The organism is Streptomyces sp. NPDC008163 (assembly GCF_042956885.1).
Lineage (GTDB): Bacteria > Actinomycetota > Actinomycetes > Streptomycetales > Streptomycetaceae > Streptomyces > Streptomyces drozdowiczii_A.
Genome location: NZ_JBIBHG010000006.1, coordinates 388,258 through 410,213 on the forward strand (window position 1 = coordinate 388,258; position 21,956 = coordinate 410,213).

Annotated in this window: 24 protein-coding genes; 11 read left to right on the forward strand and 13 right to left on the reverse strand. The window is 72.2% G+C overall.

Annotation, left to right across the window (positions count from 1 at the left end; all coding sequences use genetic code 11):
• Nucleotides 1-32: 32 nt before the first annotated feature.
• From ACFZAT_RS16600 to ACFZAT_RS16615, 4 genes are all read right to left on the reverse strand, one after another.
• The gene (locus ACFZAT_RS16600; protein WP_391264944.1) at nt 33-1,343 is read right to left on the reverse strand and encodes an MFS transporter; all 1,311 of its coding nucleotides are present in this window, start codon (nt 1,341-1,343) and stop codon (nt 33-35) included.
• Nucleotides 1,340-2,032, reverse strand: coding sequence for an FCD domain-containing protein (locus tag ACFZAT_RS16605; protein WP_391264946.1), 693 nt, complete (start codon nt 2,030-2,032; stop codon nt 1,340-1,342). Before ACFZAT_RS16605 ends, ACFZAT_RS16600 begins: the two co-directional genes overlap by 4 nt.
• Nucleotides 2,033-2,103: 71 nt before the next feature.
• Complete coding sequence (locus ACFZAT_RS16610; RefSeq protein ID WP_391264949.1) at nt 2,104-2,604, reverse strand: GNAT family N-acetyltransferase; 501 nt, start codon at nt 2,602-2,604, stop codon at nt 2,104-2,106.
• A 23-nt stretch (nt 2,605-2,627) separates the two neighbouring features.
• Nucleotides 2,628-2,948: a hypothetical protein gene (locus ACFZAT_RS16615; RefSeq protein WP_391264951.1), complete on the reverse strand. Its 321-nt coding sequence runs from the start codon at nt 2,946-2,948 to the stop codon at nt 2,628-2,630.
• 219 nt (nt 2,949-3,167) lie between these two features.
• Between ACFZAT_RS16615 and ACFZAT_RS16620 the strand changes: the two genes are divergently transcribed.
• Nucleotides 3,168-4,106 carry a serine hydrolase gene (locus ACFZAT_RS16620; RefSeq protein ID WP_391264952.1) on the forward strand — a complete coding sequence of 313 codons (939 nt, stop codon included), beginning with the start codon at nt 3,168-3,170 and terminating at the stop codon, nt 4,104-4,106.
• A 65-nt stretch (nt 4,107-4,171) separates the two neighbouring features.
• Here the strand turns inward: ACFZAT_RS16620 and ACFZAT_RS16625 are convergent, their stop codons facing one another.
• Entirely contained in the window at nt 4,172-5,428 is a 1,257-nt protein-coding gene (locus ACFZAT_RS16625; RefSeq protein WP_391264953.1) for a PQQ-binding-like beta-propeller repeat protein, read from the reverse strand.
• A gap of 290 nt (nt 5,429-5,718) precedes the next feature.
• Between ACFZAT_RS16625 and ACFZAT_RS16630 the strand changes: the two genes are divergently transcribed.
• Nucleotides 5,719-6,267 carry a DUF1062 domain-containing protein gene (locus ACFZAT_RS16630; RefSeq protein WP_391264954.1) on the forward strand — a complete coding sequence of 183 codons (549 nt, stop codon included), beginning with the start codon at nt 5,719-5,721 and terminating at the stop codon, nt 6,265-6,267.
• 44 nt (nt 6,268-6,311) lie between these two features.
• On the opposite strand, the gene ACFZAT_RS16635 is transcribed toward ACFZAT_RS16630, so the two are convergent.
• On the reverse strand, nt 6,312-6,734 hold the full coding sequence (locus tag ACFZAT_RS16635) for a MarR family transcriptional regulator (protein ID WP_391264955.1): 423 nt from the start codon (nt 6,732-6,734) through the stop codon (nt 6,312-6,314).
• A gap of 182 nt (nt 6,735-6,916) precedes the next feature.
• Between ACFZAT_RS16635 and eno the strand changes: the two genes are divergently transcribed.
• Complete coding sequence (gene eno, locus ACFZAT_RS16640) at nt 6,917-8,197, forward strand: phosphopyruvate hydratase (protein WP_391264956.1); 1,281 nt, start codon at nt 6,917-6,919, stop codon at nt 8,195-8,197.
• 304 nt (nt 8,198-8,501) lie between these two features.
• On the opposite strand, the gene ACFZAT_RS16645 is transcribed toward eno, so the two are convergent.
• A complete protein-coding gene (locus ACFZAT_RS16645) occupies nt 8,502-8,774 on the reverse strand; it encodes a hypothetical protein (RefSeq protein ID WP_391265026.1) in 273 nt (90 codons plus the stop codon).
• On the opposite strand from ACFZAT_RS16645, the gene ACFZAT_RS16650 reads away from it, so the two are divergent.
• The 3 genes from ACFZAT_RS16650 (at nt 8,712) to ACFZAT_RS16660 (ending at nt 11,869) form a co-directional block, all read left to right on the forward strand.
• Nucleotides 8,712-9,206 carry a GNAT family N-acetyltransferase gene (locus ACFZAT_RS16650; RefSeq protein WP_391264957.1) on the forward strand — a complete coding sequence of 165 codons (495 nt, stop codon included), beginning with the start codon at nt 8,712-8,714 and terminating at the stop codon, nt 9,204-9,206. The genes ACFZAT_RS16645 and ACFZAT_RS16650 overlap by 63 nt on opposite strands.
• 35 nt (nt 9,207-9,241) lie before the next feature.
• The gene (locus tag ACFZAT_RS16655; protein ID WP_391264958.1) at nt 9,242-10,045 is read left to right on the forward strand and encodes a DUF4097 family beta strand repeat-containing protein; all 804 of its coding nucleotides are present in this window, start codon (nt 9,242-9,244) and stop codon (nt 10,043-10,045) included.
• A gap of 108 nt (nt 10,046-10,153) precedes the next feature.
• Nucleotides 10,154-11,869, forward strand: a complete 1,716-nt coding sequence (locus ACFZAT_RS16660) for a SpoIIE family protein phosphatase (RefSeq protein WP_391264959.1) — start codon at nt 10,154-10,156, stop codon at nt 11,867-11,869.
• Nucleotides 11,870-12,008: 139 nt separating this feature from the next.
• On the opposite strand, the gene ACFZAT_RS16665 is transcribed toward ACFZAT_RS16660, so the two are convergent.
• Nucleotides 12,009-12,914, reverse strand: coding sequence for an alcohol dehydrogenase catalytic domain-containing protein (locus tag ACFZAT_RS16665; RefSeq protein WP_391264960.1), 906 nt, complete (start codon nt 12,912-12,914; stop codon nt 12,009-12,011).
• A 70-nt stretch (nt 12,915-12,984) separates the two neighbouring features.
• Between ACFZAT_RS16665 and ACFZAT_RS16670 the strand changes: the two genes are divergently transcribed.
• Entirely contained in the window at nt 12,985-13,560 is a 576-nt protein-coding gene (locus ACFZAT_RS16670; protein ID WP_391264961.1) for a TetR family transcriptional regulator, read from the forward strand.
• Between the two features lie 24 nt (nt 13,561-13,584).
• Here ACFZAT_RS16670 and ACFZAT_RS16675 read toward each other — a convergent pair whose 3' ends face one another.
• Nucleotides 13,585-14,208 (reverse strand): methyltransferase domain-containing protein, encoded by a 624-nt coding sequence (locus ACFZAT_RS16675; RefSeq protein WP_391264962.1) that lies wholly within the window; start codon nt 14,206-14,208, stop codon nt 13,585-13,587.
• 60 nt (nt 14,209-14,268) lie between these two features.
• Between ACFZAT_RS16675 and ACFZAT_RS16680 the strand changes: the two genes are divergently transcribed.
• A complete protein-coding gene (locus ACFZAT_RS16680; RefSeq protein WP_391264963.1) occupies nt 14,269-14,931 on the forward strand; it encodes a TetR family transcriptional regulator in 663 nt (220 codons plus the stop codon).
• Nucleotides 14,932-14,965: 34 nt separating this feature from the next.
• Here ACFZAT_RS16680 and ACFZAT_RS16685 read toward each other — a convergent pair whose 3' ends face one another.
• The 4 genes from ACFZAT_RS16685 to pdhA form a co-directional block, all read right to left on the reverse strand.
• Nucleotides 14,966-15,631 carry a DUF4232 domain-containing protein gene (locus ACFZAT_RS16685; RefSeq protein ID WP_391264964.1) on the reverse strand — a complete coding sequence of 222 codons (666 nt, stop codon included), beginning with the start codon at nt 15,629-15,631 and terminating at the stop codon, nt 14,966-14,968.
• A 164-nt stretch (nt 15,632-15,795) separates the two neighbouring features.
• Nucleotides 15,796-17,211, reverse strand: coding sequence for a 2-oxo acid dehydrogenase subunit E2 (locus ACFZAT_RS16690; RefSeq protein ID WP_391264965.1), 1,416 nt, complete (start codon nt 17,209-17,211; stop codon nt 15,796-15,798).
• A 12-nt stretch (nt 17,212-17,223) separates the two neighbouring features.
• The gene (locus ACFZAT_RS16695) at nt 17,224-18,204 is read right to left on the reverse strand and encodes an alpha-ketoacid dehydrogenase subunit beta (RefSeq protein WP_018101959.1); all 981 of its coding nucleotides are present in this window, start codon (nt 18,202-18,204) and stop codon (nt 17,224-17,226) included.
• Nucleotides 18,205-18,206: 2 nt separating this feature from the next.
• A complete protein-coding gene (gene pdhA / locus ACFZAT_RS16700; RefSeq protein ID WP_391264966.1) occupies nt 18,207-19,370 on the reverse strand; it encodes a pyruvate dehydrogenase (acetyl-transferring) E1 component subunit alpha in 1,164 nt (387 codons plus the stop codon).
• A gap of 340 nt (nt 19,371-19,710) precedes the next feature.
• On the opposite strand from pdhA, the gene ACFZAT_RS16705 reads away from it, so the two are divergent.
• From ACFZAT_RS16705 to ACFZAT_RS16715, 3 genes are all read left to right on the forward strand, one after another.
• The gene (locus ACFZAT_RS16705; protein ID WP_391264967.1) at nt 19,711-20,370 is read left to right on the forward strand and encodes a response regulator; all 660 of its coding nucleotides are present in this window, start codon (nt 19,711-19,713) and stop codon (nt 20,368-20,370) included.
• Nucleotides 20,371-20,447: 77 nt separating this feature from the next.
• Nucleotides 20,448-20,873: a pyridoxamine 5'-phosphate oxidase family protein gene (locus ACFZAT_RS16710; RefSeq protein WP_391264968.1), complete on the forward strand. Its 426-nt coding sequence runs from the start codon at nt 20,448-20,450 to the stop codon at nt 20,871-20,873.
• 63 nt (nt 20,874-20,936) lie between these two features.
• Nucleotides 20,937-21,938 (forward strand): phosphotransferase, encoded by a 1,002-nt coding sequence (locus tag ACFZAT_RS16715; RefSeq protein WP_391265027.1) that lies wholly within the window; start codon nt 20,937-20,939, stop codon nt 21,936-21,938.
• Nucleotides 21,939-21,956 lie beyond the last annotated feature (18 nt).

Sequence of the window (21,956 nt, forward strand, 5' to 3'; positions counted from 1 at the left end):
CGGGGGACGGGCGCGCCGCCATTCGGGGCCGGTCACACCGGCACGTGCACCGCTTCCACCCGGCTGATCACATGGTGGTCGCGCTCGCGGCGCGCGGCCCTCGCGCGCAGCCGCAGGATCTGCGCGACGCCCAGCACCTCCAGGACGAAGACCGACGAGAACGCCACCCGGTAGTTGTCACCGGTCGCGTCCAGCAGCACGCCGACCGCGAGCAGCGTGGTCATCGAGGCGATGAAGCCGCCCATGTTGACGATGCCGGACGCGGTGCCCTGGCGCTCCGGCGGGTTGGCCGGGCGGGAGAAGTCGAAGCCGATCATCGAGGCGGGCCCGCACGCCCCGAGCACCACGCACAGGACGACCAGCAGCCACATCGGCGCGTGGTCCCCGGGGTGGAAGATCGTCACCGCCCACAGCGCGGCCGTCGTGCCCACCGTGCCGAGGGCGAGGGGGACGCGGGCCGCGTGGTGGCGGGCGATCACCTGCCCGTAGACGAGCCCCAGCGTCATGTTCGAGAGGACCACCAGGGTCAGCAGCTCACCGGCGGTGCCCCGGCCGAGCCCCTGGTCCTCCACCAGGAACGGCATGCCCCACAGCAGCAGGAACACCATCGCCGGGAACTGCGTGGTGAAGTGCACCCACATCCCGAGCCGGGTCCCGGGCTCCCGCCAGGCGGCGGCGATCTGCCGGCGCACATAGGCCCCGCCGGCGTGCTGCGCGGGCGGCGGTTCGTAGCCCTCGGGGTGGTCCTTGAGGAAGAGCAGGAGCAGCACCAGCACCACGACCCCGGCCAGCGAGCTGCCGACGAAGGTGGTCGTCCAGCCGAGGCCGTGCAGGGCGCGGGCGATGACCAGCGTGGAGACCAGGTTGCCCGCCATCCCGAAGAGGGCGGCGACCTGGCTGATCAGCGGTCCGCGCCGGGCCGGGAACCAGCGCGTCCCCAGCCGGAGCACGCTGATGAACGTCATCGCGTCGCCGCAGCCCAGCAGCGCGCGGGAGGCGAGCGCGGTGCCGTACGAGGGGGAGAGCGCGAAGCCGAGCTGGCCGAGGGTGAACAGGACGGCCCCGAGGGTCAGGACCCGCTTGGTGCCGAGCCGGTCGACCATCAGGCCGACGGGTATCTGCATGCCCGCGTACACGAGCAGCTGGAGGATGGAGAAGGTGGACAGCGCCGAGGCGTTGACGTCGAACCGGTCGGCGGCGTCGAGTCCGGCGACGCCGAGGCTGGTCCGGAAGATGATGGCGACGAAGTAGACGGCGACGCCGATGCCCCAGATCCTGACGGCACGCCGGCCGCCGGGCGGGTCACCGGGCAGGGGCAGGGTGGGCGCGGCGGCGGAACTCACCGGTCCTCACCCCGGACCAGCACCTTGACCCGGCTGACGTGGCGGCGTACGACCTGGGCGGCGCCTTCCGCGTCACCGGCCCTGATCGCCTCCAGCAGTTCGCCGTGCTCCGTGATGTTGGCGGCGATCCTGTCCGGGTGGGCCTCCATGACGGCGACGCCCATCCGCAGCTGGCGGTCGCGCAGCTGGTCGTAGAGGCGGGAAAGGATCTCGTTGCCCGCGTGGCGGACGATCTCGGCGTGGAAGCAGCGGTCCTTCACGGAGACGGTGGCCAGGTCGCCGGCGTCGGAGTAGTGCCGCTGCTCCTCCAGGAGCGCTTCCAGCCGGCTGATCAGCTGCGGGGACGCGGGTACCGCCTTGCGGGCGGCGAACTCCTCGACCAGCAGCCGGGTCTCCACCACGTCCGCGATCTCTTGGGCGGAGACGGCGAGCACCAGGGCGCCCTTCTTCGGGTAGAGCTTGATCAGCCCCTCGACCTCCAGGCGCAGCAGCGCCTCGCGCACCGGCGTGCGCGAGACCCCCACGGCCTCGGCGAGGCCGCCCTCGGTGAGCAGGGTGCCGCCCTCGTAGCGGCGGTCCAGGACGGCGTCCTTGACGTGCGTGTAGACGCGCTCGGCCGCCGGGGGCCGCTTCGCGGGCGGGGTCGTGGGGGCAGGGCCGGGTGCTGCGGAGGGAGCGGGGGCTGGCATGCGTACAGCATAGATACAACATGCACGCAAGCGCCGTCCCGTCCACGATGTGGGCGTCGGAGCCGGACCGGCTAGCTTGCGACGGCCAGCAGCAGCGTGGTGCCGCCGTCCTCCTCAGTGATGTCCCTGACGTGCTCGAACCCCACCTTCCGCAGGGCCGCGAGCGAGGCCGTGTTCGGCTCGGCCACGGTCGCGTACACCTGGTCCAGGCCCAGCGCCCCGAAGCCGTACGCGGTGATCGTCCGCGCCAGTTCGGTGCCGAGGCCCCGGCCCCACGCCTCGGGGGCGAGGCCGTAGATCAGCTCGTACCCCTCCACCACCTTGGCCGGTTTGATCTCCGCGTGGCCGACCGTCCGGCCGTCTTGGCGCACGGCCCAGACGTCGAAGCCCTCGCTGCCGTAGGCGTGCGTGAAGATGCGGGCGAACGTGGTGCGGTACTGCTCCTCCGGCCAGGGCCCGTCACCCATCCACCGGGAGACGCGGGGGTCCAGGAAGAGGGCGACGAACGCCTCCTCGTCGGCGGGCACATACGGTTCGAGGACCAGGCGCTCACTGCGCAGGGAAGGGGTCATGCCGGGGGACGCTATCCCAGCCGTCAGGCGGACGGCCCGTCGTTTTCCACCAGCCGCAGCGCCGGGCGCCGGGGTGCGAACTCGCCGAGGCCGAGAGCCGCCTCGCGCCAGTGCGCGGCCAGTTCGAGCAGGCGCTCCTCGTCCTGGCGGTAGTCCGGCGACGGCACGTCCGGCACGGTCCGCCACAGGATCGTCGCGGCGAAGCGGACGGCGTGCAGCGCGGCCGTCGTATGCGCCTCGACCCCGTCCTCGCCCAGTTGCCGCAGCGCTTCCAGGCGCTCGGCGAGGGCCACGAGCTCGCCGTAAGCCCTGACGGACTCCTGCGCACGCACGACATCGTCCACGGTGACCTCCGGCCTCTGGGGCGCTCGGATGTGACGCCGATGGTAGCCCCTGGCCACCGCGCGGCCCCGCCGCGTGGCCGCCGCGGACCGCCCCGCCGCCCCTGGATGTCGTAAAAAATCACCCATGAGTGTGCCCAACCATGCGGGGCAGTCGTTCGTCTTATCAGCGCGGCGGCACCCTCATGTGGCCGCCTTCCAGGGGCATTTGGAGCGTTCACTTTGAAACTCGGCATTAAGGGCATAAGGCGCGGTTCGGCGACCGTCACGGTGGCCCTCACCACGGGCGCCCTGATCGCGGGCGGCGCGTTCGCCTCCTCGGCGCAGGCCGCCGCTCCCAGGGCGCCCTACTTCGCCAAGGCACGGGCCGCCGCGCCCAAGGCGCCCTCGATCGTCGCCAAGGGCGGCTTCGTGATGAACAACGGCACCGGAACGACGCTGTTCACCAAGGCCGCGGACACCCGTCGCTCCACCGGTTCGACGACGAAGATCATGACCGCGCGCGTGGTGCTGGCCCAGAAGGGCCTGAACCTGGACTCCAAGGTCACGATCCAGAAGGCGTACAGCGACTACATCGTCTCCAAGGGCGCGTCCTCGGCGCGGCTGATCGTGGGCGACAAGGTCACCGTGCGCCAGCTGCTCTACGGCCTCATGCTGCCGTCGGGCTGCGACGCCGCGTACGCGCTGGCGGACAAGTTCGGCTCCGGTTCGACGCGCGCGGCGCGGGTGAAGTCGTTCATCGGCAAGATGAACAGCACCGCCAAGACCCTCGGTCTGAAGAACACGCACTTCGACTCGTTCGACGGCATAGGGAACGGGTCCAACTACTCGACCCCGCGCGATCTGACGAAGCTCGCCAGCAGCGCGATGAAGTACTCCACGTTCCGCTCGGTCGTGAAGACGAAGTCGACCAAGCAGAAGGTCACGACGAAGAGCGGCGGCTACCGCTACATGTCGTGGACCAACACGAACAAGCTGCTGGGCACGTACAGCGGCGCGATCGGCGTGAAGACGGGCTCCGGCCCGGCGTCCAAGTACTGCCTGGTCTTCGCCGCGACCCGCAGCGGCAAGACGGTCATCGGCACGGTCCTGACCTCGACGTCCGAGGCGAACCGCACGGCGGACGCGAAGAAGCTGATGGACTACGGCTTCAAGAAGTAAGCCGACTGTACGAGTTGTACGTGAAGGGCCCCGCACACCGTGGTGTGCGGGGCCCTTACACGGTCTCAGCCCTTGGCCGGAATGAACCGCGTCCCCTCCACGCCGCCGTACCGGTCGATCTCGATCGGGGCCGCGTTCGGGTCGGTCTCGCGGTCCTTGCCCGTCTCCCCGTCCAGGACGACGGGCCGTCCGCCCACCTCGCCGTACAGGGCGCCGTGCCAGAAGCCGGTCACCCCCGGCACCGACCGCCCGGAGTGGTCGGGGAGCACCCACTTGTGCCGGAACGTGGTCGCGTCGATGACCACGATGCCGCGGTCCGAGACGTTGTAGCCGGACTTGGAGCACGCGACCAGCGACCGCGCGTCGTCCAGGCAGCGGTAGTCCGGCTTGTCGATGATCAGGCGGAGCTTGCCGTCGACCGCGTCCACGACGTCCGTGTGGCCGTCCCGGTTCGCACTCAGCAACGCCGACGAGGCGCGGGCGGGCTGCCGCGCGCCCGCGACGGTCCACCGCCGCTCGCCCGTCTCCGCGTCGACGCCCAGCAGCCGGCCCTGGTGGTATCCGGTCTCCTCGCCGCCGGCCACGACGCCCTCGGCGAGGTTCAGCGCCCGGTAGTCGCCCTTCTTCCAGCGGACGGCCCCGGTGGCGGTGTCGAGGGCGTACGTGGTGTCCGCGTCGGTGACCACCGCGGTACCGGCGTCCACCCCGACGACCTGCGGTGCGAGGTTCCCGTCGGCGCCGATGGCGGTGGCGGCCATCCCGGTGGCGCTGGGGTCGGACGGGATCTCGGCCGACCACGTCCGCTTGCCGCTGGCCGTGTCGACGGCGGCCACCTCGATGACGAACCGGTCCGGCACGGTCCCCTCGCCCGGCACCCGGCGGTCCCACGCGGCATAGACGGTCCGGCCGTCGTCCGAGACCAGGGGCGCGACCCGCTCCGTCCCGAAGCCGCCCCGCTCCGCCTCGTGCTTCGTCGCCGCGTACCACCGGGAGTCGCCGGTCCGGGTGTCGATCGCGTCGATCCCCCGCTGGTCGTCGACGTACGCGACCCCGTCCGCCAGCGTCACCGCGGGCCGCAGGGCCTCCCCGCTCGACGTGCTCGGCTGCTGGGCGCCCGTCAGGTCGACCGCGTCCCCCTCGAAGCGCACGGGCGGGTCGAAGGAGCGCCGCACCGGCTTCTTCGCGTCCCCGCCTCCGGATCCTGCCGCCGCCTTCGCACCACCGGCCTCGTCGCCGCCCCCGCAGCCGGTCAGCGACACCGCCGCCAGCGCGGCCGCGGCCGCGGCGACCGCCCACCGGTGTGCCGTCCTTCTCCCGCCCATCGCTCCCCCTGGCCCGCTCTTCGCGCTCTTTGCGATCACAACGACCTTAACGGCCAAGGGCTTTCGGGGACGAGGCCCGGCCGAAAACCGGTGGAAGTCCTCCCACCGTCCCACTACCGTCCAGCCGGGCCCCGCCGTTCGCGGCGCAGCCCCGCATCTGCCGTCCCCTGAAAGGGCGTTCCGTTGTACATCGCGTGAGACCTCCCCACTGCTGATCGGCCGCGCGCCGCACCCTGTGCGCCGTGCCGCTTCCCGCTGCGGATTTCTCACACGGAAACCGGTGTACACCTGTGCTCACCCATTGGGCCGTCATGCCCACTCGCCTGCCCCTCGTCCTGCGCCGCTGTCACGCCTGCGCGTCCGGCACCTTCCGGGCGCACGGCAAGTTCCGCGTCAACGCGAACCACAAGCTGCTCGACGCCTGGCTCCTCGCGCTCTGCACGGGGTGCGGGGACACCACCAAGGTCACGATCCTGGAGCGCGCGCACGTCCGCTCCGTGCGGCCCGGACTGCTGGACCGGATGCACGCCAACGACCCGGTGCTGGCGGGCGAACTCCTCCGGGACGGTGCCGTGCGGCGCCGCAACCGCATCGCCCTCGACTGGACGGGCGCCTGGCGCCTGGACACCGGGGGCGCGGATCACCCGGACCACGAGGCGGCCGAGGTGTCGGTCCGCTTCGACGCGCCCGTCCCCGTACGCCCGCTGCGCCTGGTGGCGGACGGCTTCGGCCTCTCGCGGGGCGAGACGGAACGCCTGCTGGCCGAGGGGAAGCTCGTCTCGCCGGTCCGCCTGACCGGGCGGACATCGACGGACTTCGGCTTTCTGCTGAAGCGATGAGGCGGCGGGGGCCGGTCGTCGACGGACCGGCCCCCGCACCACCGTCAGTGCGCGGCCAGCCGCCCGACGAGCCCGATCGCGCGGGCCAGCAACGCGCGCTCCTCCTCGGTGAGTTCCGCGTCGATCGCGCGGGCCAGCCAGTCGGCCCGGCGCTCCCGCTCCTCCTCCAGGAGCGCGCGCCCGGCGTCCGACAGCTCGACCAGGCTCTTGCGGCCGTCGGTGGGGTGGGCGCGGCGGGTGATCAGCCCCTGGTCCATCAGCAGCCCGACCGCGCGCGCCATGGACTGCGGCCGCACCCGCTGGTTGGCGGCGAGCTCGCTGGTGGTCAGCGCGCCGTTGCGGTCCAGTTCGCCGAGCACGGCCACCTGGCCGAGCGGCATCTGGTCCTCAAGCTTCACGCGGCGGGTGAGCTTGCCCATCGCTGTGCGCAGCTCGGCGGCGATGGAGGCGGATTCCGGGAGGGGCATACCGCACTTTAACGCGGGGTCGGAATCAGGACAGCGGCATGGGCAGCAGAGCTGCGCAGCACAACTGTTCAGCGCAACTGCTCAGCCTTACTGAACAGCATTGCTGTAGAGTTCTCGCTGCCGGGTCCCGCGCCACCGTCGTCGCAGCCGGACCGCGGCACGCGACAACGGGAAGGACTCCCATGACCGCCATCACTTCCGTCACCGGCCGCCGCGTCCTGGACAGCCGGGGCAATCCCACCGTCGAGGTGGACGTGGTCCTGTCGGACGGCTCGCTCGGCCGGGCCGCGGTCCCCTCCGGGGCGTCGACCGGCGCCCGCGAGGCCGTGGAACTGCGCGACGGCGACCCGGCCCGCTGGCACGGCAAGGGCGTCGACCGGGCCGTGGGCCACGTCAACACCGAGCTCTCCGCGGCCGTCATCGGCCGGGACGCGGAGGACCAGGCCGGGCTGGACGCCGCGCTCGTCGCGGCCGACGGCACCGCCACGAAGTCCCGGCTGGGCGCCAACGCGATCCTGGGCGTCTCGCTGGCCGCCGCCAAGGCCGCCGCCGCCGCGCACCGCCTGCCGCTCTACCGCTACCTGGGCGGGTCGGACGCCCGGCTGCTGCCCGTCCCGATGATGAACATCGTCAACGGGGGCGCCCACGCCGACAATCCGCTGGACTTCCAGGAGTTCATGATCGCCCCGATCGGCGCGGAGACCTTCGCCGAGGCGGTCCGCATGGGCTCGGAGGTCTTCCACACCCTGCGCCGCGACCTGCTCGCCGCCGGCCACTCCACGGGTGTCGGCGACGAGGGCGGCTTCGCGCCGTCCCTCCGTACGGCGGAGGAGGCGCTGGACTTCGTCGTGGCGGCCGTCGAGCGCACGGGGTACCGGCCGGGCGCGGACATCGGCCTGGTCATGGACCCGGCGACGTCGGAGTTCTTCCGCGACGGGGTGTACGCATACGCGGGCGAAGGCGTACGCCGCACCCCGGCGGAGCACGCGGACTACCTGGTGAAGCTGATCGACGCCTACCCGGTCGTGTCGGTCGAGGACGCGATGGCCGAGGACGACCTCGACGGCTGGCGCGAGCTGACCGCCCGCGTCGGCGACCGCTGCCAGCTCACCGGCGACGACGTGTTCTGCACCAACGACGCGCTGCTGCGCGAGGGCATCGCCTCCGGGGTCGCCAACTCGATCCTGGTGAAGGTCAACCAGATCGGCACCCTGACGGAGGCGATGACCACGGTCTCCACCGCGCACCGCGCCGGCTACACGGTCGTCATGTCGCACCGCTCGGGCGAGACCGAGGACACCACGATCGCGGACCTGGCGGTCGCCACGGGCTGCGGCCAGATCAAGACCGGCTCCCTGTCCCGGTCCGACCGCACCGCGAAGTACAACCAGCTGATCCGTATCGAGGAGGAGCTGGGCGCGGGCGCCCGGTACGCGGGCACGGAGGCGCTGCGCGCCCGGTAGGGGTGACGGGACCCTGGCGGCCCTCGCCGCAGGCGCGTAGCATCCGGTCGGTCTCGGCCCCATGAGCCCCACGAGCCGCGTGGGCCACGGGAGTTACGTCCACATGACCCCAAGGGGGACCAGGATGTCAGCGCTTCCCACGATCATCGTCGTCGTCTTTCTGGCCCTGCTGGTGATCTGGATCATCTCGGCGTTCACGGGCGGGCGCGGCAACGGCCGCTGACCGCGCCGGGCCGGCCGCTCGGCGCCCGGGGTGTCCGGCCCGGCCCACCGGACCCGGAACTGCCGACCGGCCGCCGGGAGCTCACCGAAGCGCAGTGAGGGCGGGGTCGGCCGGGTACGTCCCGGCCTCCGTCCGAAGGACCTCCGCGCAGATGCGGGCGACGTCCTCCCACTCGGGGTGGATCTCGCGGACCGCCGGGTCCGTGCGAGGAGTACCTGGCGCCGGTGACCGCGAAGCTGGTGGACTTCTTCCGGAAGCACATGGGGTGGGACGAGGCCCGGGAGGCAGAGGGTGAGCACGGTGATCGTGCCGTTGGCGGCGGAGTACGCGGAGCAGGTGCTCGCGATCTACCAGGCGGGGATCGACGAGGGCAACGCCACCTTCGAGACGGAGGCCCCGTCCTGGGCCGCGTTCGACACCGGCAAGCTGCCCGGGCACCGGTTCGCCGCCCTGGACGCGGCGGGGGCGGTGCTGGGCTGGGTCGCGGCGACCGCGGTCTCGGACCGGTGCGCGTACGCGGGAGTGGTCGAGCACTCCGTCTACGTCCACCCGGACGCCCGCGGCCGGGGGATCGCCTCCGCGCTGCTCGGGGCGCTGACCGACTCCACGGACCGGGCCGGGATCTGGACCGTCCAGTCCGGCATCTTCCCGGAGAACACCGCCAGCCTGGCCGTGCACCGGCGCGCCGGCTTCCGGGTCATCGGGACCCGGGAGCGGATCGGACGCCATCACGGTGTCTGGCGCGATGTCGTCCTGGTGGAGCGCCGCAGCCCGGCGATCGGCTGAGCCGTAGGCCCCCGCTTCCGGGGCACACGCCTTCCATGACCTCATCGTGGAGTGGAGCGCGGGGCCGCCTGGTCCTGGCCGGGTGCGCACTGCTGGTGCTGACCGCCTGCGGGCACGGTGACGGGCCCAACGGCGGCGCGGGCGGGCCGGAGGCGGACTTCCGGACGGTCTCCCTCGCGCAGGGCGCCCGGCTCGTCATCACCACCCAGGGCGGAGTGCGCGTCGTCGGGACGGACGGCGACCGCGTCACGGTGGACGACTCGGTCCTCGCCCACGGGGACGATGCCCACGGCGACGACGGGGACGGGGCCACCTACACGCTCGACCTGCCCTGCGACGAGGGCGCCGAGCGCGACGACCGGGCCCGGGACAACTGCGGCGGCATGCCCCTCGTGCGCGTCCCCGCCGGGGTCGCGCTCACCGTGCGGGCGCGGAACGCCGGGATCGACGTCAGCGAGGTGCGGGGCGGGCTCAGCCTCAGCACCGTCAACGGCGACGTCACCGTCCAGGACTCCGGCGCGAAGGACGCCGTCCAGCACCTGGTGACCCGGAACGGGTCCGTCCGCGCGACCGGTCTCCGGGGTCTCCACGTCGACGCCGAGACGGTGAACGGCGACGTCGACCTGGGGTGCGCCACCTCGCCGGACACGCTCAGCGGCGTGACCCGCAACGGCTCCGCGCGCGTCACGCTCCCGGCCGGCACACCCTCGTACGCGACCGACGCGCACACCGTCAACGGCCGCTCGACCTCGGACATCCCGGTCGCCGAGCGCTCGGACCACGCGCGCCGGCTCACTCTGCGCACGGTCAACGGCGACACGGAGGCCCGGCGGGGCTAGGGGGCGTCTTGCGTCAAGCCAGGAAATTCCGGACCATCGACCGTATATTCGTAAAATGCGCTTTGTGGACATCGCGCCGTTCCTCCACGCCCGGCCGGGAGCCGTGGGGTGAGGGATCCCGGAAGGCTTGAGGCGCTGCGGCTGGCGGGGCTGACCGCGGCGGCCGATCCCGGCATGGACCGGTTCGCGAGGCTGGTCACGCGCCTGCTGCGCGTCCCGGTGTCGCTGGTCTCGCTGCTGGAGCCCGACCGGCAGGTGTTCCCCGGCATGGTCGGGATGTCCGGCCACTGGGCGGCCCGGCGCGAGACCCCGCTCAGCCACTCCTTCTGCCAGCACGTCGTCGCGGACGGCGGCCCGCTGGTCCTCAGCGACACCCGGGCGCACCCCCGTACCTGCGCCAGCCTCGCCATCCCCGATCTCCAGGTGATCGCGTACGCCGGTATGCCGCTCACCGACGCCGACGGACACGTCCTGGGCTCGCTCTGCGCGATCGACCACCGGCCCCGGGAGTGGACGGCGGACGAGCTGCACGACCTGGAAGACCTCACCGCCGCCTGCTCGATGGAGCTGCGGCTGCGGATCGCTTCGGAGCTGATCCAGCGGGACCGCGACCACGCCGGTCTCCTGCTGCGCGCCTCGATCGAGCTCGCCCACGCCCGCGATCTCACGGACCTGACCCGCCGCCTCCGCCACCTGTTCCAGGGGCCCGCCGAGCCCGCCTTCGTGGGCCTGCTGCTCGCCGACGGCCAGGGGCTGTGGCGGGTGATCGACCCGGACGACGTACGGCCGGTGGAGAGCTCCCTCCACCGGCTCGGCCGGGACGCGCCCTTCCCCAGCGCGCAGGCCATGCGGGAGCAGCGCACGGTCTTCGTCCCGGACCGCGCGGCACTGGTGGCCGGCTTCGCGCCCGAGGCCGTCGCCGGCTACGACTCGCTGGGCCTCCAGTCCGTGCTGTGCGTCCCGTTGCCGAACGGCCACGGCGTGCTGACGTGGTGCTGGTCCCGCCCGCACGTCATGGCGCCGACCGAGGAGGCGGTGCTCACCACGGTGGCCGGATATGTGAGCCAGGCCGTGGAGCGCACCCGCTTCGTGGCGAACCGGCTCAGCACCGCGGAGCAGCTCCAGGCCGCGATGCTGACGGAGCTGCCGGACGTGCCCGGCCTGGACATGGCGGCCCTGTATCTGCCCGCCGCCGACCAGGACATGGTGGGCGGGGACTGGTACGACGCCTATCCGCTGCCCGCGTCCCTCATGATCTCGATCGGTGACGTGATCGGCCACGACGTCCGGGCCGCCACCGTGATGGGCCAGATCCGCAGCATGCTCCGCCAGGCCAGCCTGGACGACCCGGCCCGTTCACCCGCCGCCGCGCTGCACGCCATCGACAAGGCCATCGGCGTCCTGCCCCTCGGCATGGGCGCCACGGCGGTCCACGCCCGCCTCGACCTCGATGCCGGCCGCTGGCGCCTGACCTGGTCCAACGCCGGACACCCTCCGCCGCTCCTCTACACCCCGGGCGCGGGCGTCGCGCCCCTGTCCGGCCACGACCTCCTCCTGCTCGGCCTGCCGGACGCCCCGCCCCGCCACGACCACACCCACGACCTGCCCCCGGGCAGCGTGCTCCTCCTCTACACGGACGGCCTGGTCGAACGCCGCGACACGGACATCGACGCGAGCACCACGCACACGGCCGCGCTCCTCTCCCGCCACGCCGACAAGCCCCTCCCCCTCCTCCTCCAGGCCCTCTCCACCGGCCTCGCGGAGGTCCCGCAGCGGGACGACGTGGCGGTGCTGGTGGTGCGGGTGACGCGGCCCGGCAGGTGACGGGCGACGAACCGCCGTCCGAGCGATCACGAGGGGAAGGCCACACGGGCCACCCGGGGTCCGAGCCGCGCACCGGCGGGAAGACCGTGTGCGCCGAACTCGCGCTACAGGCGCGCCCGCACCGGCTGGGCGCGAGCCGTCACGCGTCCGACCGGACGACCACCACTCGCCGCCCACGCGTGTGACCCGCCCGGCTGTCCGCGTGCGCCTGCGCCGCCTCCGCGAGGGCGTACGACTTCTCGACGGGGATGTGGAGCCTCCCCCGCTCGATGAGGTCCACCGCCTCCGCGAGCGCGTCCGGCACGCTCCCGGCCACGCCGGAGAAGCGGACGCCGAATTCCGGGGCGCCGAGATCGGCGATGGTGATCACCCTGCGCGGATCGCCCGTCAGCGCGACGAGTTCGGGGATCACGCCCGACCCGGCCAGATCGAGCGCCGCGTCGACCCGGCCGAGCCGCCGCACCCGCTCGGCCCAGCCATCCCCGTACGTCGTGGCGAGCGCGCCCAGCCCGCGCAGGTAGTCCTGGTTCGCGGCGCCGCCCGTGCCGATGACCGCGATGCCCCGGTCGCGGGCGATCTGGAGCACCGCCGACCCGACACCCCCGGACGCCCCGCTCACCAGCAGCGTCTCGCCCGGCCGTACGCCGACCTGGCCGATGACGCGCAGAGCGGTCTCCACCACGGACGGATACCCGGCCGCCTCCTCGAACGTCAGCCCCTCGGGCATCCGGGCCCAGGCCGACAGCACGGCGAACTCGGCGTAGGTGTCGGCCCCTTCGCCGAACACGCGGTCGCCGGTCTCCACGCCCTCGACATCCTCACCGACCTCGTCCACGACCCCGGCGGCGTCCAGCCCGACGCCGGCGGGCAGCACGGTCGGATGGGCGCCCAGGACCTGGCCCTCACGGACCCTCCAGTCGACGGGGTTCACGCCTGCCGCCCGCACGGCGATACGTATCCGGCCGGGACCCGCGTGGGGCTCCTCGGCGTCGATGAGGCGCAGGACGTCGGGGCCGCCGAACTCGGCGAAGCTCACTTTCTTCATGCCGGGGACCGTAACACTAACGGGTAGCGTTTTGAAACGGTTACGGATACGTACCTGCTAGCGTGAGCGCATGACCGTGCAGTCCGGGCGCCGTGAGCGCAAGAAGGCCGCGACCCGCCAGAAGATCGCCGACACCGCCCTGCGGCTCTTCCTGGAACGCGGATACGACGCGGTGGGCATCCGGGACATCGCCGCCGAGGCGGACGTGGCCGTCACCACGCTCTTCTCCCACTTCGCCTCGAAAGAGGCCCTCGTGTTCGAGCAGGACGCCGACTTCGAGCACCGCCTCGCGCAGGCGGCCACCGACCGCGCACCGGACGAACCGCTCATGGCCTCGCTGCGCCGCGAGATCCACGCGATGGTCCGGCACTGCACGGCGGACGGCGCCGCCCCCCTCTGGCGGATGATCGACGGATCGGCCTCGCTGCGGGAGTACGAGGAGTCGATGAGGCTTCGGCACGCGGAGTCACTGGCGACGGCCATCGCCGCCGACCCCCGGCTGTCCCGGACCCCGACGGCCTGCCGGACGATCGCCAGATTCGTGGTCGACGCTCACGCACTGGCCCGCGAGGCGGCCGATCCGGAGGCCGCGGTGGACGAGATCTTCGGGATGATCGAAGCGGCCTGGGAGGTCACGGGCCCCTGAGGGACCCGTCCGACACCACCACCATCACCCCGCGAGGTCGCGCCGCAGCGTGAACCAGGCCGTCGGGAACGGGTTCGTGCCGGGTGTCACGTCGGTCAGCCGCCAGCCCGTGAACCGGGTCTCCAGCTCATCGGCGGTGACGCCGGAGATCGGGTCGTCGAAGGCCTCGGGGCCGTAGCCGAACATCAGCAGCGTCGCCCCCGGGGCGGCCCGCTCCGTGAGGCCGGCGGCGTACGCGTCGCGGCGGTGCGCGGGGATGCCGCAGTAGCAGCTCAGGTCGAAGAACAGGTCGTACGGGCCGGGCGCGCCCACCCCGTCGAGCCGGGTGGCGTCCCCGCAGAGGATGTCGACGTCGGCACCGGCCGCCTCGGCCCGCTCCCTCGCCCCCCGCACCGCACGGTCGACCAGGTCTACGGCGGTCACCCGCCAGCCGTGCCGGGCCAGATACACCGCGTTGGTCCCCATGCCGCAGCCGAGCTCCAGGGCACGTCCCGGACGCGGCGCGCCGGGCCCCTCCACCAGGGCGATCAGCTCGGGCGGGGTGACGCCGGTGTCCCAGGGCGGGGCGTCGTCCCGGTAGTAGTCCTCCAGCATGCGTCGTACGGCGGCCTCCTGGTCGAGTTCGGCGGCCGTGTGGGGCTCCCTCATCGCTCCTCCAGAATACTAGAGTCGAACTTTAGTGTTCGACTCTAGATATAGGCTCGGAGCATGGACAGCGTCAAGGGAACCGGCTCGCGGAACGCCAAGCGCCCCGACGGGCGGGCGGAGCGTTCACGGCTCACCCGGGAGAAGATCGTCACGGCGGCACGGGAGTTGTTCGTCGCGCGGGGGTACGGGGCGACGAGCCTCCAGGAAGTGGCGGACCGCGCCGGAGTGGCCGTCCAGACCGTGTACTTCGTGTTCCGGAACAAGCGCGCGCTGTTCAAGGACGTCGTCGACACGACGATCGCGGGCGACGCCGAACCGGTCGCCACGATGAACCGGGACTGGTTCCGCGACGCCTGCGCCGAACGCACCGCTCAGGGGCAGCTGAGCGCCCATGTCCGGGGCGTACGCGAGATCCTGGGCCGGGTCGCACCGATCATGCCGGTCATCGCGACGGCCTCGGCCACGGATCCGGAGATCGCCGCGGAGTGGACCTCGGACCCGGACCCGCGTTACGTCGTCCAGCGCGCGGCGGCCGGGGAACTGGTCCGTAAGCCCGGCATGCTCCCCGGCGTCGACGCGGACCGCGCCGCCGACCTGCTCTACGGGCTGCTCAGCCCGGAGTTGTACCTGGTCCTCGTCCGCGACCGGGGCTGGACGCCCGACGCCTGGGAGGAATGGGCCCGTACGACCCTGACCGCCCAGCTCTGCGGCGGGGCCGGGTAACCGACCGGGCCGGGCGCCGCGCAAGTCGTACGGCTCAGCCGCCCTGCCCCGCGCTGCCGATCGGGCCGACCCGCACCGGCTCGCCGGACCCGTCCGTGACGGGCAGCGAGGGCTTGCCCGGCCAGGGGAGGGTGACCGGCTTCGTCTCGTTGGGCGGGGTCACCACCAGGCCGGTGATGCGGACGCCGGAGCCTCCCGTCTCGTTCAGCGGGTAGGTGACGGAGAAGGCGATCGTCTTCCCGGTCTTGAGCACGTACGGGTCTCCGGGCGCGCCCTTGCGCTCGGCGGACAGTGTTCCCGCGTTGGTCTTCAGGTCGACGCCCGCGAAGCCCGCGATCACACAGTCCTGGCCGCCGGTGTTCTTCATCTCCACCGCGACGGTCCCGTCGCGGTCGCCGTCGATGAAGTTGTCGATCGCCGTGATCTTCAGCCCGTCGGTGCGGCACTTGGCGGCCGTGCCCTGATCGTCGGTCCCGGTCCCGGCAGAGTCGTCCTTCCCGCCTGAACTCGCCTCAGGGGAAGCCGAGTCCGTGCCTCCCGAGTCCGAGCCACCCGAGGCCGGAGCCTCGCTGGACGGGGACGCGGTCGCCACGTTCGACGGGTCGGTCCGCGCTGCGGCGTCGTCGTCGTTCTGGCAGGCCGTGAGCGACAGGCCCGCGACGACGGCCAGGGTGGCGAAGGTGACCTTGTGTGTGCGCATCGTTTCGTCCTCGGTATCCGTTGAGCGAACGCTTCCGCTCAGCAAGTACCCTCCGGGACGGGAATACGTTGCGCCCAACCGGTGGCTAATACACCCTTGTTACACAGCCGGCGGACAGGCGAAGGGGCCCGCGCGAACCTCGCGCGGGCCCCTCGTACGGACGACTACGCCCAGGTGATCAGCCGCTTCGGCTGCTCCAGGATCGCGGCGATGTCCGCCAGGAACTTGGAGCCCAGCTCGCCGTCGATCAGACGGTGGTCGAACGACAGCGCCAGCGTGGTGACCTGACGGGGCTTCACCTTGCCCTTGTGGACCCACGGCTGGAGCTTGATCGCGCCGACCGCCAGGATCGCGGACTCGCCCGGGTTGAGGATCGGCGTGCCGGTGTCGACGCCGAAGACGCCCACGTTGGTGATGGTCACCGTGCCGCCCGCCATCGCGGCCGGGGACGTCCTGCCGTCCCGGGCCGTGGCGACCAGCTCGCCCAGGGACGCGGCCAGCTGCGGCAGCGTCTGGTCCTGGGCGTCCTTGATGTTCGGGACGATCAGGCCGCGCGGAGTGGCGGCGGCGATGCCCAGGTTCACGTAGTGCTTCTGGACGATCTCCTGGTTCGCCTCGTCCCAGACCGCGTTGACCCCGGGGTTCCGCCTGATCGCGACCAGGAGGGCCTTGGCGATGACGAGGAGCGGGTTGACCCGCACCCCCGCCATGTCCTTGTCCTCCTTCAGCTCCGCCACGAGCTTCATCGTGCGCGTCACGTCGACGGTCACGAACTCGGTGACGTGCGGAGCGGTGAACGCGCTGCCGACCATCGCCTGCGCGATGGCCTTGCGGACGCCCTTGACCGGGATACGTGTCTCACGGGCACCGGCCGGAATGGGCTCCGCAGCCGGAACCACCGGCTCCACCGAGGGCGCCGAAGGGGCCACCGGCTCCGAAGGGGTCGCCGCCGCGTGCACGTCCTCGCGCGTGATGACACCGCCGGCGCCGGTCGGGGTGACCGTCGCCAGGTCGATGCCCAGGTCCTTCGCGAGCTTGCGCACCGGCGGCTTGGCCAGCGGACGGGCCTCCGGAACCGCGGCCGTGCCCTGGCCGTTCAGCTCGGCCTGCACGGCGGCGGGCGCGGCAGCCGGGGGCGCGGTCTCGGCGCCCTTGCGGGCCCGGCGCTTCGTGGAGCTCTCGGCCACCCCGTAACCCACCAGGACGGGCTGCCGGCCCTTGGGCTCCTCGGCGGGAGCGGCCTCGGCGGGAGCGGCCTCGGGGGCCGGGGCGGCGGCGGGCTCGTCGGCAACGGCGTCACCCGAGCCCGGCGCCACGTCCACCGCGATGATCACCTGGCCCACGTCGACCGTGGTGCCCTCGGGGAAGCGCAGTTCGTGGACGACGCCGTCGAACGGGATCGGCAGCTCGACGGCGGCCTTCGCGGTCTCGACCTCGCAGACGACCTGGCCGTCCGTGACGGTGTCGCCGGGCTGGACGTACCACTTGAGGATCTCGGCCTCGGTCAGTCCCTCGCCCACGTCGGGCATCTTGAACTCACGGAAGCGAGCAGCGTTGGAAGTGTCGGTCATCGTGGTCACGCTCCTCTCTCCTCAGTACGCCAGCGAGCGGTCGACGGCGTCGAGCACCCGGTCCAGGCCCGGCAGGTACTCCTCCTCCAGGCGCGCCGGCGGGTACGGCGCGTGGTAGCCGCCGACCCGCAGCACGGGCGCCTCCAGGTGGTAGAAGCACCGCTCCGTGATGCGGGCGGCGATCTCGGCCCCGGAGCCGTAGAAGACGGGCGCCTCGTGGACGACGACCAGGCGGCGGGTCTTCTCGACGGACGCCTGGATGGTGTCGAAGTCGATCGGGGACATCGAGCGCAGGTCCACGACCTCCACCGACTTGCCCTCCTCCTGGGCGGCCGCGGCGGCCTCCAGGCAGACCTTCACCATCGGGCCGTACGCGGCGAGCGTGAGGTCCGTGCCGGTGCGGGCGACGGCGGCCGCGTGCAGCGCGCCCGGGATGGACTCGGTGTCGACCTCGCCCTTGTCCCAGTAGCGCCGCTTCGGCTCGAAGAAGATGACGGGGTCGTCGCTCTGGACGGCCTGCTGCATCATCCAGTACGCGTCGGACGCGTTGGACGGGGAGACCACCTTCAGCCCCGCGACGTGCGCGAACAGCGCCTCGGGGGACTCGCTGTGGTGCTCGACGGCGCCGATGCCGCCGCCGTACGGGATGCGCACGACGACGGGGAGCTTGATCTTGCCGAGCGCGCGGGCGTGCATCTTCGCGAGCTGCGTGACGATCTGGTCGTACGCGGGGAAGACGAAGCCGTCGAACTGGATCTCCACGACGGGCCGGTAGCCGCGCAGGGCGAGGCCGATCGCGGTACCGACGATGCCGGACTCGGCGAGCGGGGTGTCGATGACGCGGTCCTCGCCGAAGTCCTTCTGGAGGCCGTCGGTGATCCGGAAGACGCCGCCGAGCTTGCCGACGTCCTCACCCATGATGAGGACCTTCGGGTCGGTGTCGAGGGCCTTGCGCAGCGACTCGTTGAGCGCCTTGGCGAGGGACATCTTTTCCACGGCCATGGTTACTTGCCCTCCTCGGCGAACGATGCCTGGTAGGCGGCGAACTCGGCGCGCTCCTCGTCGACGAGCGGGTTGCCGTCGGCGTAGGCGTGGTCGAAGATCGCCATCCGGTCCGGGTCGGGCATCGCCCGTACGGCCTCGCGGACGCGCTTGCCGAGGGTCTCGCTCTCCTCGTCCAGGGCGGTGAAGAACGCCTCGTCGGCCGCGCCCTGCTTCTCCAGGTAGGTGCGCAGGCGCAGGATCGGGTCCTTCGCCTCCCAGGACGCGCGCTCCTCGTCCGCCCGGTACTTCGTCGGGTCGTCCGAGGTGGTGTGCGCGCCCATGCGGTACGTGAACGCCTCGACCAGGGTCGGGCCCTCGCCGCGCCGGGCGCGCTCCAGGGCGGAGCGGGTGACGGCCAGGCAGGCCAGGACGTCGTTGCCGTCGACGCGGACGCCGGGGAAGCCGAAGCCCTGGGCGCGCTGGTAGAGCGGCACCCGGGTCTGCTTCTCGGTGGGCTCGGAGATCGCCCACTGGTTGTTCTGGCAGAAGAAGACGACCGGGGCGTTGTAGACGGCGGAGAAGGTGAAGGCCTCCGCGACGTCACCCTGGCTGGAGGCGCCGTCGCCGAAGTACGCGATCACGGCGGAGTCCGCGCCGTCCTTGGCCACGCCCATGGCGTAACCCGTGGCGTGCAGGGTCTGCGAGCCGATGACGATCGTGTACAGGTGGAAGTTGTTGGTGTTCGGGTCCCAGCCGCCGTGGTTCACACCGCGGAACATCCCGAGCAGATTGGTCGGGTCGACGCCCCGGCACCAGGCCACACCGTGCTCACGGTAGGTCGGGAAGACGTAGTCGTCGTCGCGCAGGGCCCGTCCCGAGCCGATCTGGGCGGCCTCCTGGCCCAGCAGCGAGGCCCACAGGCCCAGCTCGCCCTGGCGCTGGAGGGCGGTGGCCTCGGCGTCGAAGCGGCGGGTGAGGACCATGTCCCGGTACAGGCCGCGCAGTTCTTCCGCGCTCAGGTCGATCGAGTAGTCCGGGTGCTCGACCCGCTCGCCCTCGGGCGTCAGCAGCTGTACGAGCTCGGGCGTCGAACCCTCCGGCGTCTTCGCGGGCGTTTTCGCGGCGCTGGTCCGCTTGCTGCTGCGTCGCGGTTTACGCGCGGCAGCAGTGCTCTCCACGGTCACGTGCGTGCTCCTCCGTCGGTCCGGCCCCCGGGGTCTGCCGGGAGACCAGTGCGGCTCGCCTGTGTCCGTACCCGTGCACGGGGTGGGTGCCGCTCGGTCCGGGAAACAGGCGTGACAGGTGCCCCGGCGAGCGCCCTGTCCAAGGCACGTTACCCAGTGCGTCCCGCAACTGCGAAACCCTCCCTGACCTGCGATTTTGCTTGGATATCCAAGTAAATCGAGGAATTCGGGAAGCCTCGCTGGTCACAGCACTGATCACAGCCTCGCAGGCCGCCGGAACAACGGCACGTTATCCCGCCCGACAGCGGCAGGGAAGGGGTGAGTGTGTGAGACTGCGATTGTGCGCGAAAAAGGAAAAATCACTGTATTTCTACTCGACGATCATGAAGTGGTCCGGCGCGGGGTCCATGAGCTGCTCTCGATGGAGGACGACATCGAGGTGGTCGGCGAGGCCGGTACGGCGGCCGACGCGCTGGTGCGGATTCCGGCGGTCCGCCCCGATGTGGCCGTGCTCGACGTACGGCTGCCGGACGGCAGCGGGGTCGAGGTCTGCCGCGAGATCCGGTCGCAGGACGACTCCATCCACTGCCTGATGCTGACCTCGTACGCGGATGACGAGGCCCTTTTCGACGCGATCATGGCGGGCGCCTCGGGCTACGTGCTCAAGGCGATCCGGGGCAACGAGCTGCTGGCGGCGGTACGGGACGTGGCGGAGGGGAAGTCGCTGCTGGACCCGGTCGCGACCGCGCGCGTGCTGGAGCGGCTGCGGGACGGGAAGCGCGGCCGGGACGACGAGAAGCTGGCGAACCTCACGGACCAGGAACGCAAGATCCTGGACCTGATCGGCGAGGGGCTGACCAACCGGGTGATCGGCGAACGGCTGCACCTCGCCGAGAAGACGATCAAGAACTACGTGTCCAGCCTGCTCTCCAAGCTGGGCATGGAGCGCCGCTCGCAGGCCGCCGCCTACGTGGCCCGGCTCCAGGCGGAGAAGCGCTGAGAGGGGACTTTGGTCCCGGCGAAACGGGGGCCCCGGCCTCTTATCCGGCCCACACGCCCTGGCCGACAGTGGAAGGCATGTCCACCGAGGAACTCCACGCGATCGACCTGCTCGGCCGGGTCCCGTACGGCCGGCTGGCGACCAGCATGCGGGCCCTGCCGATGCTGACGGTGGCCCGGCACATCGTCATCGACGGCCGTGTCGTGCTGCGCATGCACAGCGGGCTCGGCCACCACGGCGCCTGCGACGGCGCGGTCGTGGCCTACGGCGCGGACAACTTCAACACCGCCCCCGTGGGCACCGAGGACCTGTGGTCCGTGCAGTTCACCGGGCCCGCCCGGGTCGTGGAGCCGACCCCCGCACAGCGCGAGCGCTTCGGGCCGCCGCCCGTCGAGGTCAACGGCGAGCCCTTCGCCCCCTCGTACCTCTGGCTCGAACCTCACTTCGTCACGGTACACACTCTGGACTTCCACGCAAGCCGGCAGATCCGCAACGCAGCGTGATCTAACATCTGACGCGTGTCGCGCTCATCTGTCGCCTCCCCGCCGGTTCCCCCGGTCGGCGAGGTGCTCCGCCGCTACCCGGACGCCGGTACGCCGCTCACCTGCGCACCGCTCACCCAGGGCCTGCTCAACCACGGTTACCGGGTGTCCACGACGCGCGGCTCGTACTTCCTCAAGCACCACTCGGACGACACCACCCGCGACCGCGCCACCATCGTCCGCCAGCACCGCGCGACCCGGCGCCTCCAGTCACTCGGAGTACCCGTCGCCCCGCCCGTCCGGGCCCGCGACGGCGAGACCGTCACCGAGATCGCCGGCCGCTGCTACGCCCTCCACCCCTGGGTCGACGGCCTGCACCGGGGCGGCGCCCAGCTCACCCTCGCCCAGTCGACACGGCTCGGGACGCTCCTCGGAGCCGTACACACGGGTCTTGAGCGGGTCATGGCGGCCGAGCGCGACACGGGGACCGGCGGCGGGCATCCGCCCGGGTACGCGAGCCCCGAGGCGGCCGACACCTTCGCGCTGATCGGCGACCTGCTCGCCGCCGCGCGCGGACGCTCCGGACGGGACGCCTTCGACGAGCTCGCCGAGCACCGGCTGCGCGAGCGGCGCACCCTGCTGGAACGGTACGCCGACCACCGGCCGCCCGACCCCGGGGCGCCCGCGACCGGCTGGGTGCACGGCGACTTCCACCCGCTGAACGTGCTCTACCGGGGCGCCGACCCGGTCGCGATCCTGGACTGGGACCGGCTGGCCGTCCAGCCCCGGGCCGAGGAGGCGGTCCGGGCGGCGGCGATCTTCTTCGTGCAGCCGGCCGGCGCGCTGGACCTGGCGAAGGTGCGCGCCTATGCCCGGGCCTACCGGCGAGCGGCCGGGGCGGACGCCGGGGAGCTGGCGGCGGCCGTGCACCGGGTCTGGTGGGAACGGCTCAACGACTTCTGGATACTGCGCTGGCGCTACTGCCTGGACGACCGCAGGGCCGACCCGCAGTTCCCCGCGGTGTCGGCCCTGGCGGTCTGGTGGACCCGTGAGTACGAGGCGGTGCGCGCGGCCTTCACGGGGTGAGCGGGGCCCGGTGAGCGG

Excerpts from the sequence above, each read along its gene's own strand:
- ACFZAT_RS16635 (WP_391264955.1), bottom strand. The coding sequence starts at position 6,734 with ATGCCCCTCCCGGAATCCGCCTCCATCGCCGCCGAGCTGCGCACAGCG.
- ACFZAT_RS16710 (WP_391264968.1), top strand. The coding sequence starts at position 20,448 with ATGTCCACCGAGGAACTCCACGCGATCGACCTGCTCGGCCGGGTCCCG.
- ACFZAT_RS16610 (WP_391264949.1), bottom strand. The coding sequence starts at position 2,604 with ATGACCCCTTCCCTGCGCAGTGAGCGCCTGGTCCTCGAACCGTATGTG.
- ACFZAT_RS16695 (WP_018101959.1), bottom strand. The coding sequence starts at position 18,204 with ATGGCCGTGGAAAAGATGTCCCTCGCCAAGGCGCTCAACGAGTCGCTG.
- ACFZAT_RS16675 (WP_391264962.1), bottom strand. The coding sequence starts at position 14,208 with ATGAGGGAGCCCCACACGGCCGCCGAACTCGACCAGGAGGCCGCCGTA.
- eno (WP_391264956.1), top strand. The coding sequence starts at position 6,917 with ATGACCGCCATCACTTCCGTCACCGGCCGCCGCGTCCTGGACAGCCGG.
- ACFZAT_RS16625 (WP_391264953.1), bottom strand. The coding sequence starts at position 5,428 with ATGGGCGGGAGAAGGACGGCACACCGGTGGGCGGTCGCCGCGGCCGCG.
- ACFZAT_RS16655 (WP_391264958.1), top strand. The coding sequence starts at position 9,242 with ATGACCTCATCGTGGAGTGGAGCGCGGGGCCGCCTGGTCCTGGCCGGG.
- ACFZAT_RS16685 (WP_391264964.1), bottom strand. The coding sequence starts at position 15,631 with ATGCGCACACACAAGGTCACCTTCGCCACCCTGGCCGTCGTCGCGGGC.
- ACFZAT_RS16665 (WP_391264960.1), bottom strand. The coding sequence starts at position 12,914 with ATGAAGAAAGTGAGCTTCGCCGAGTTCGGCGGCCCCGACGTCCTGCGC.
- ACFZAT_RS16605 (WP_391264946.1), bottom strand. The coding sequence starts at position 2,032 with ATGCCAGCCCCCGCTCCCTCCGCAGCACCCGGCCCTGCCCCCACGACC.
- ACFZAT_RS16680 (WP_391264963.1), top strand. The coding sequence starts at position 14,269 with ATGGACAGCGTCAAGGGAACCGGCTCGCGGAACGCCAAGCGCCCCGAC.
- ACFZAT_RS16670 (WP_391264961.1), top strand. The coding sequence starts at position 12,985 with ATGACCGTGCAGTCCGGGCGCCGTGAGCGCAAGAAGGCCGCGACCCGC.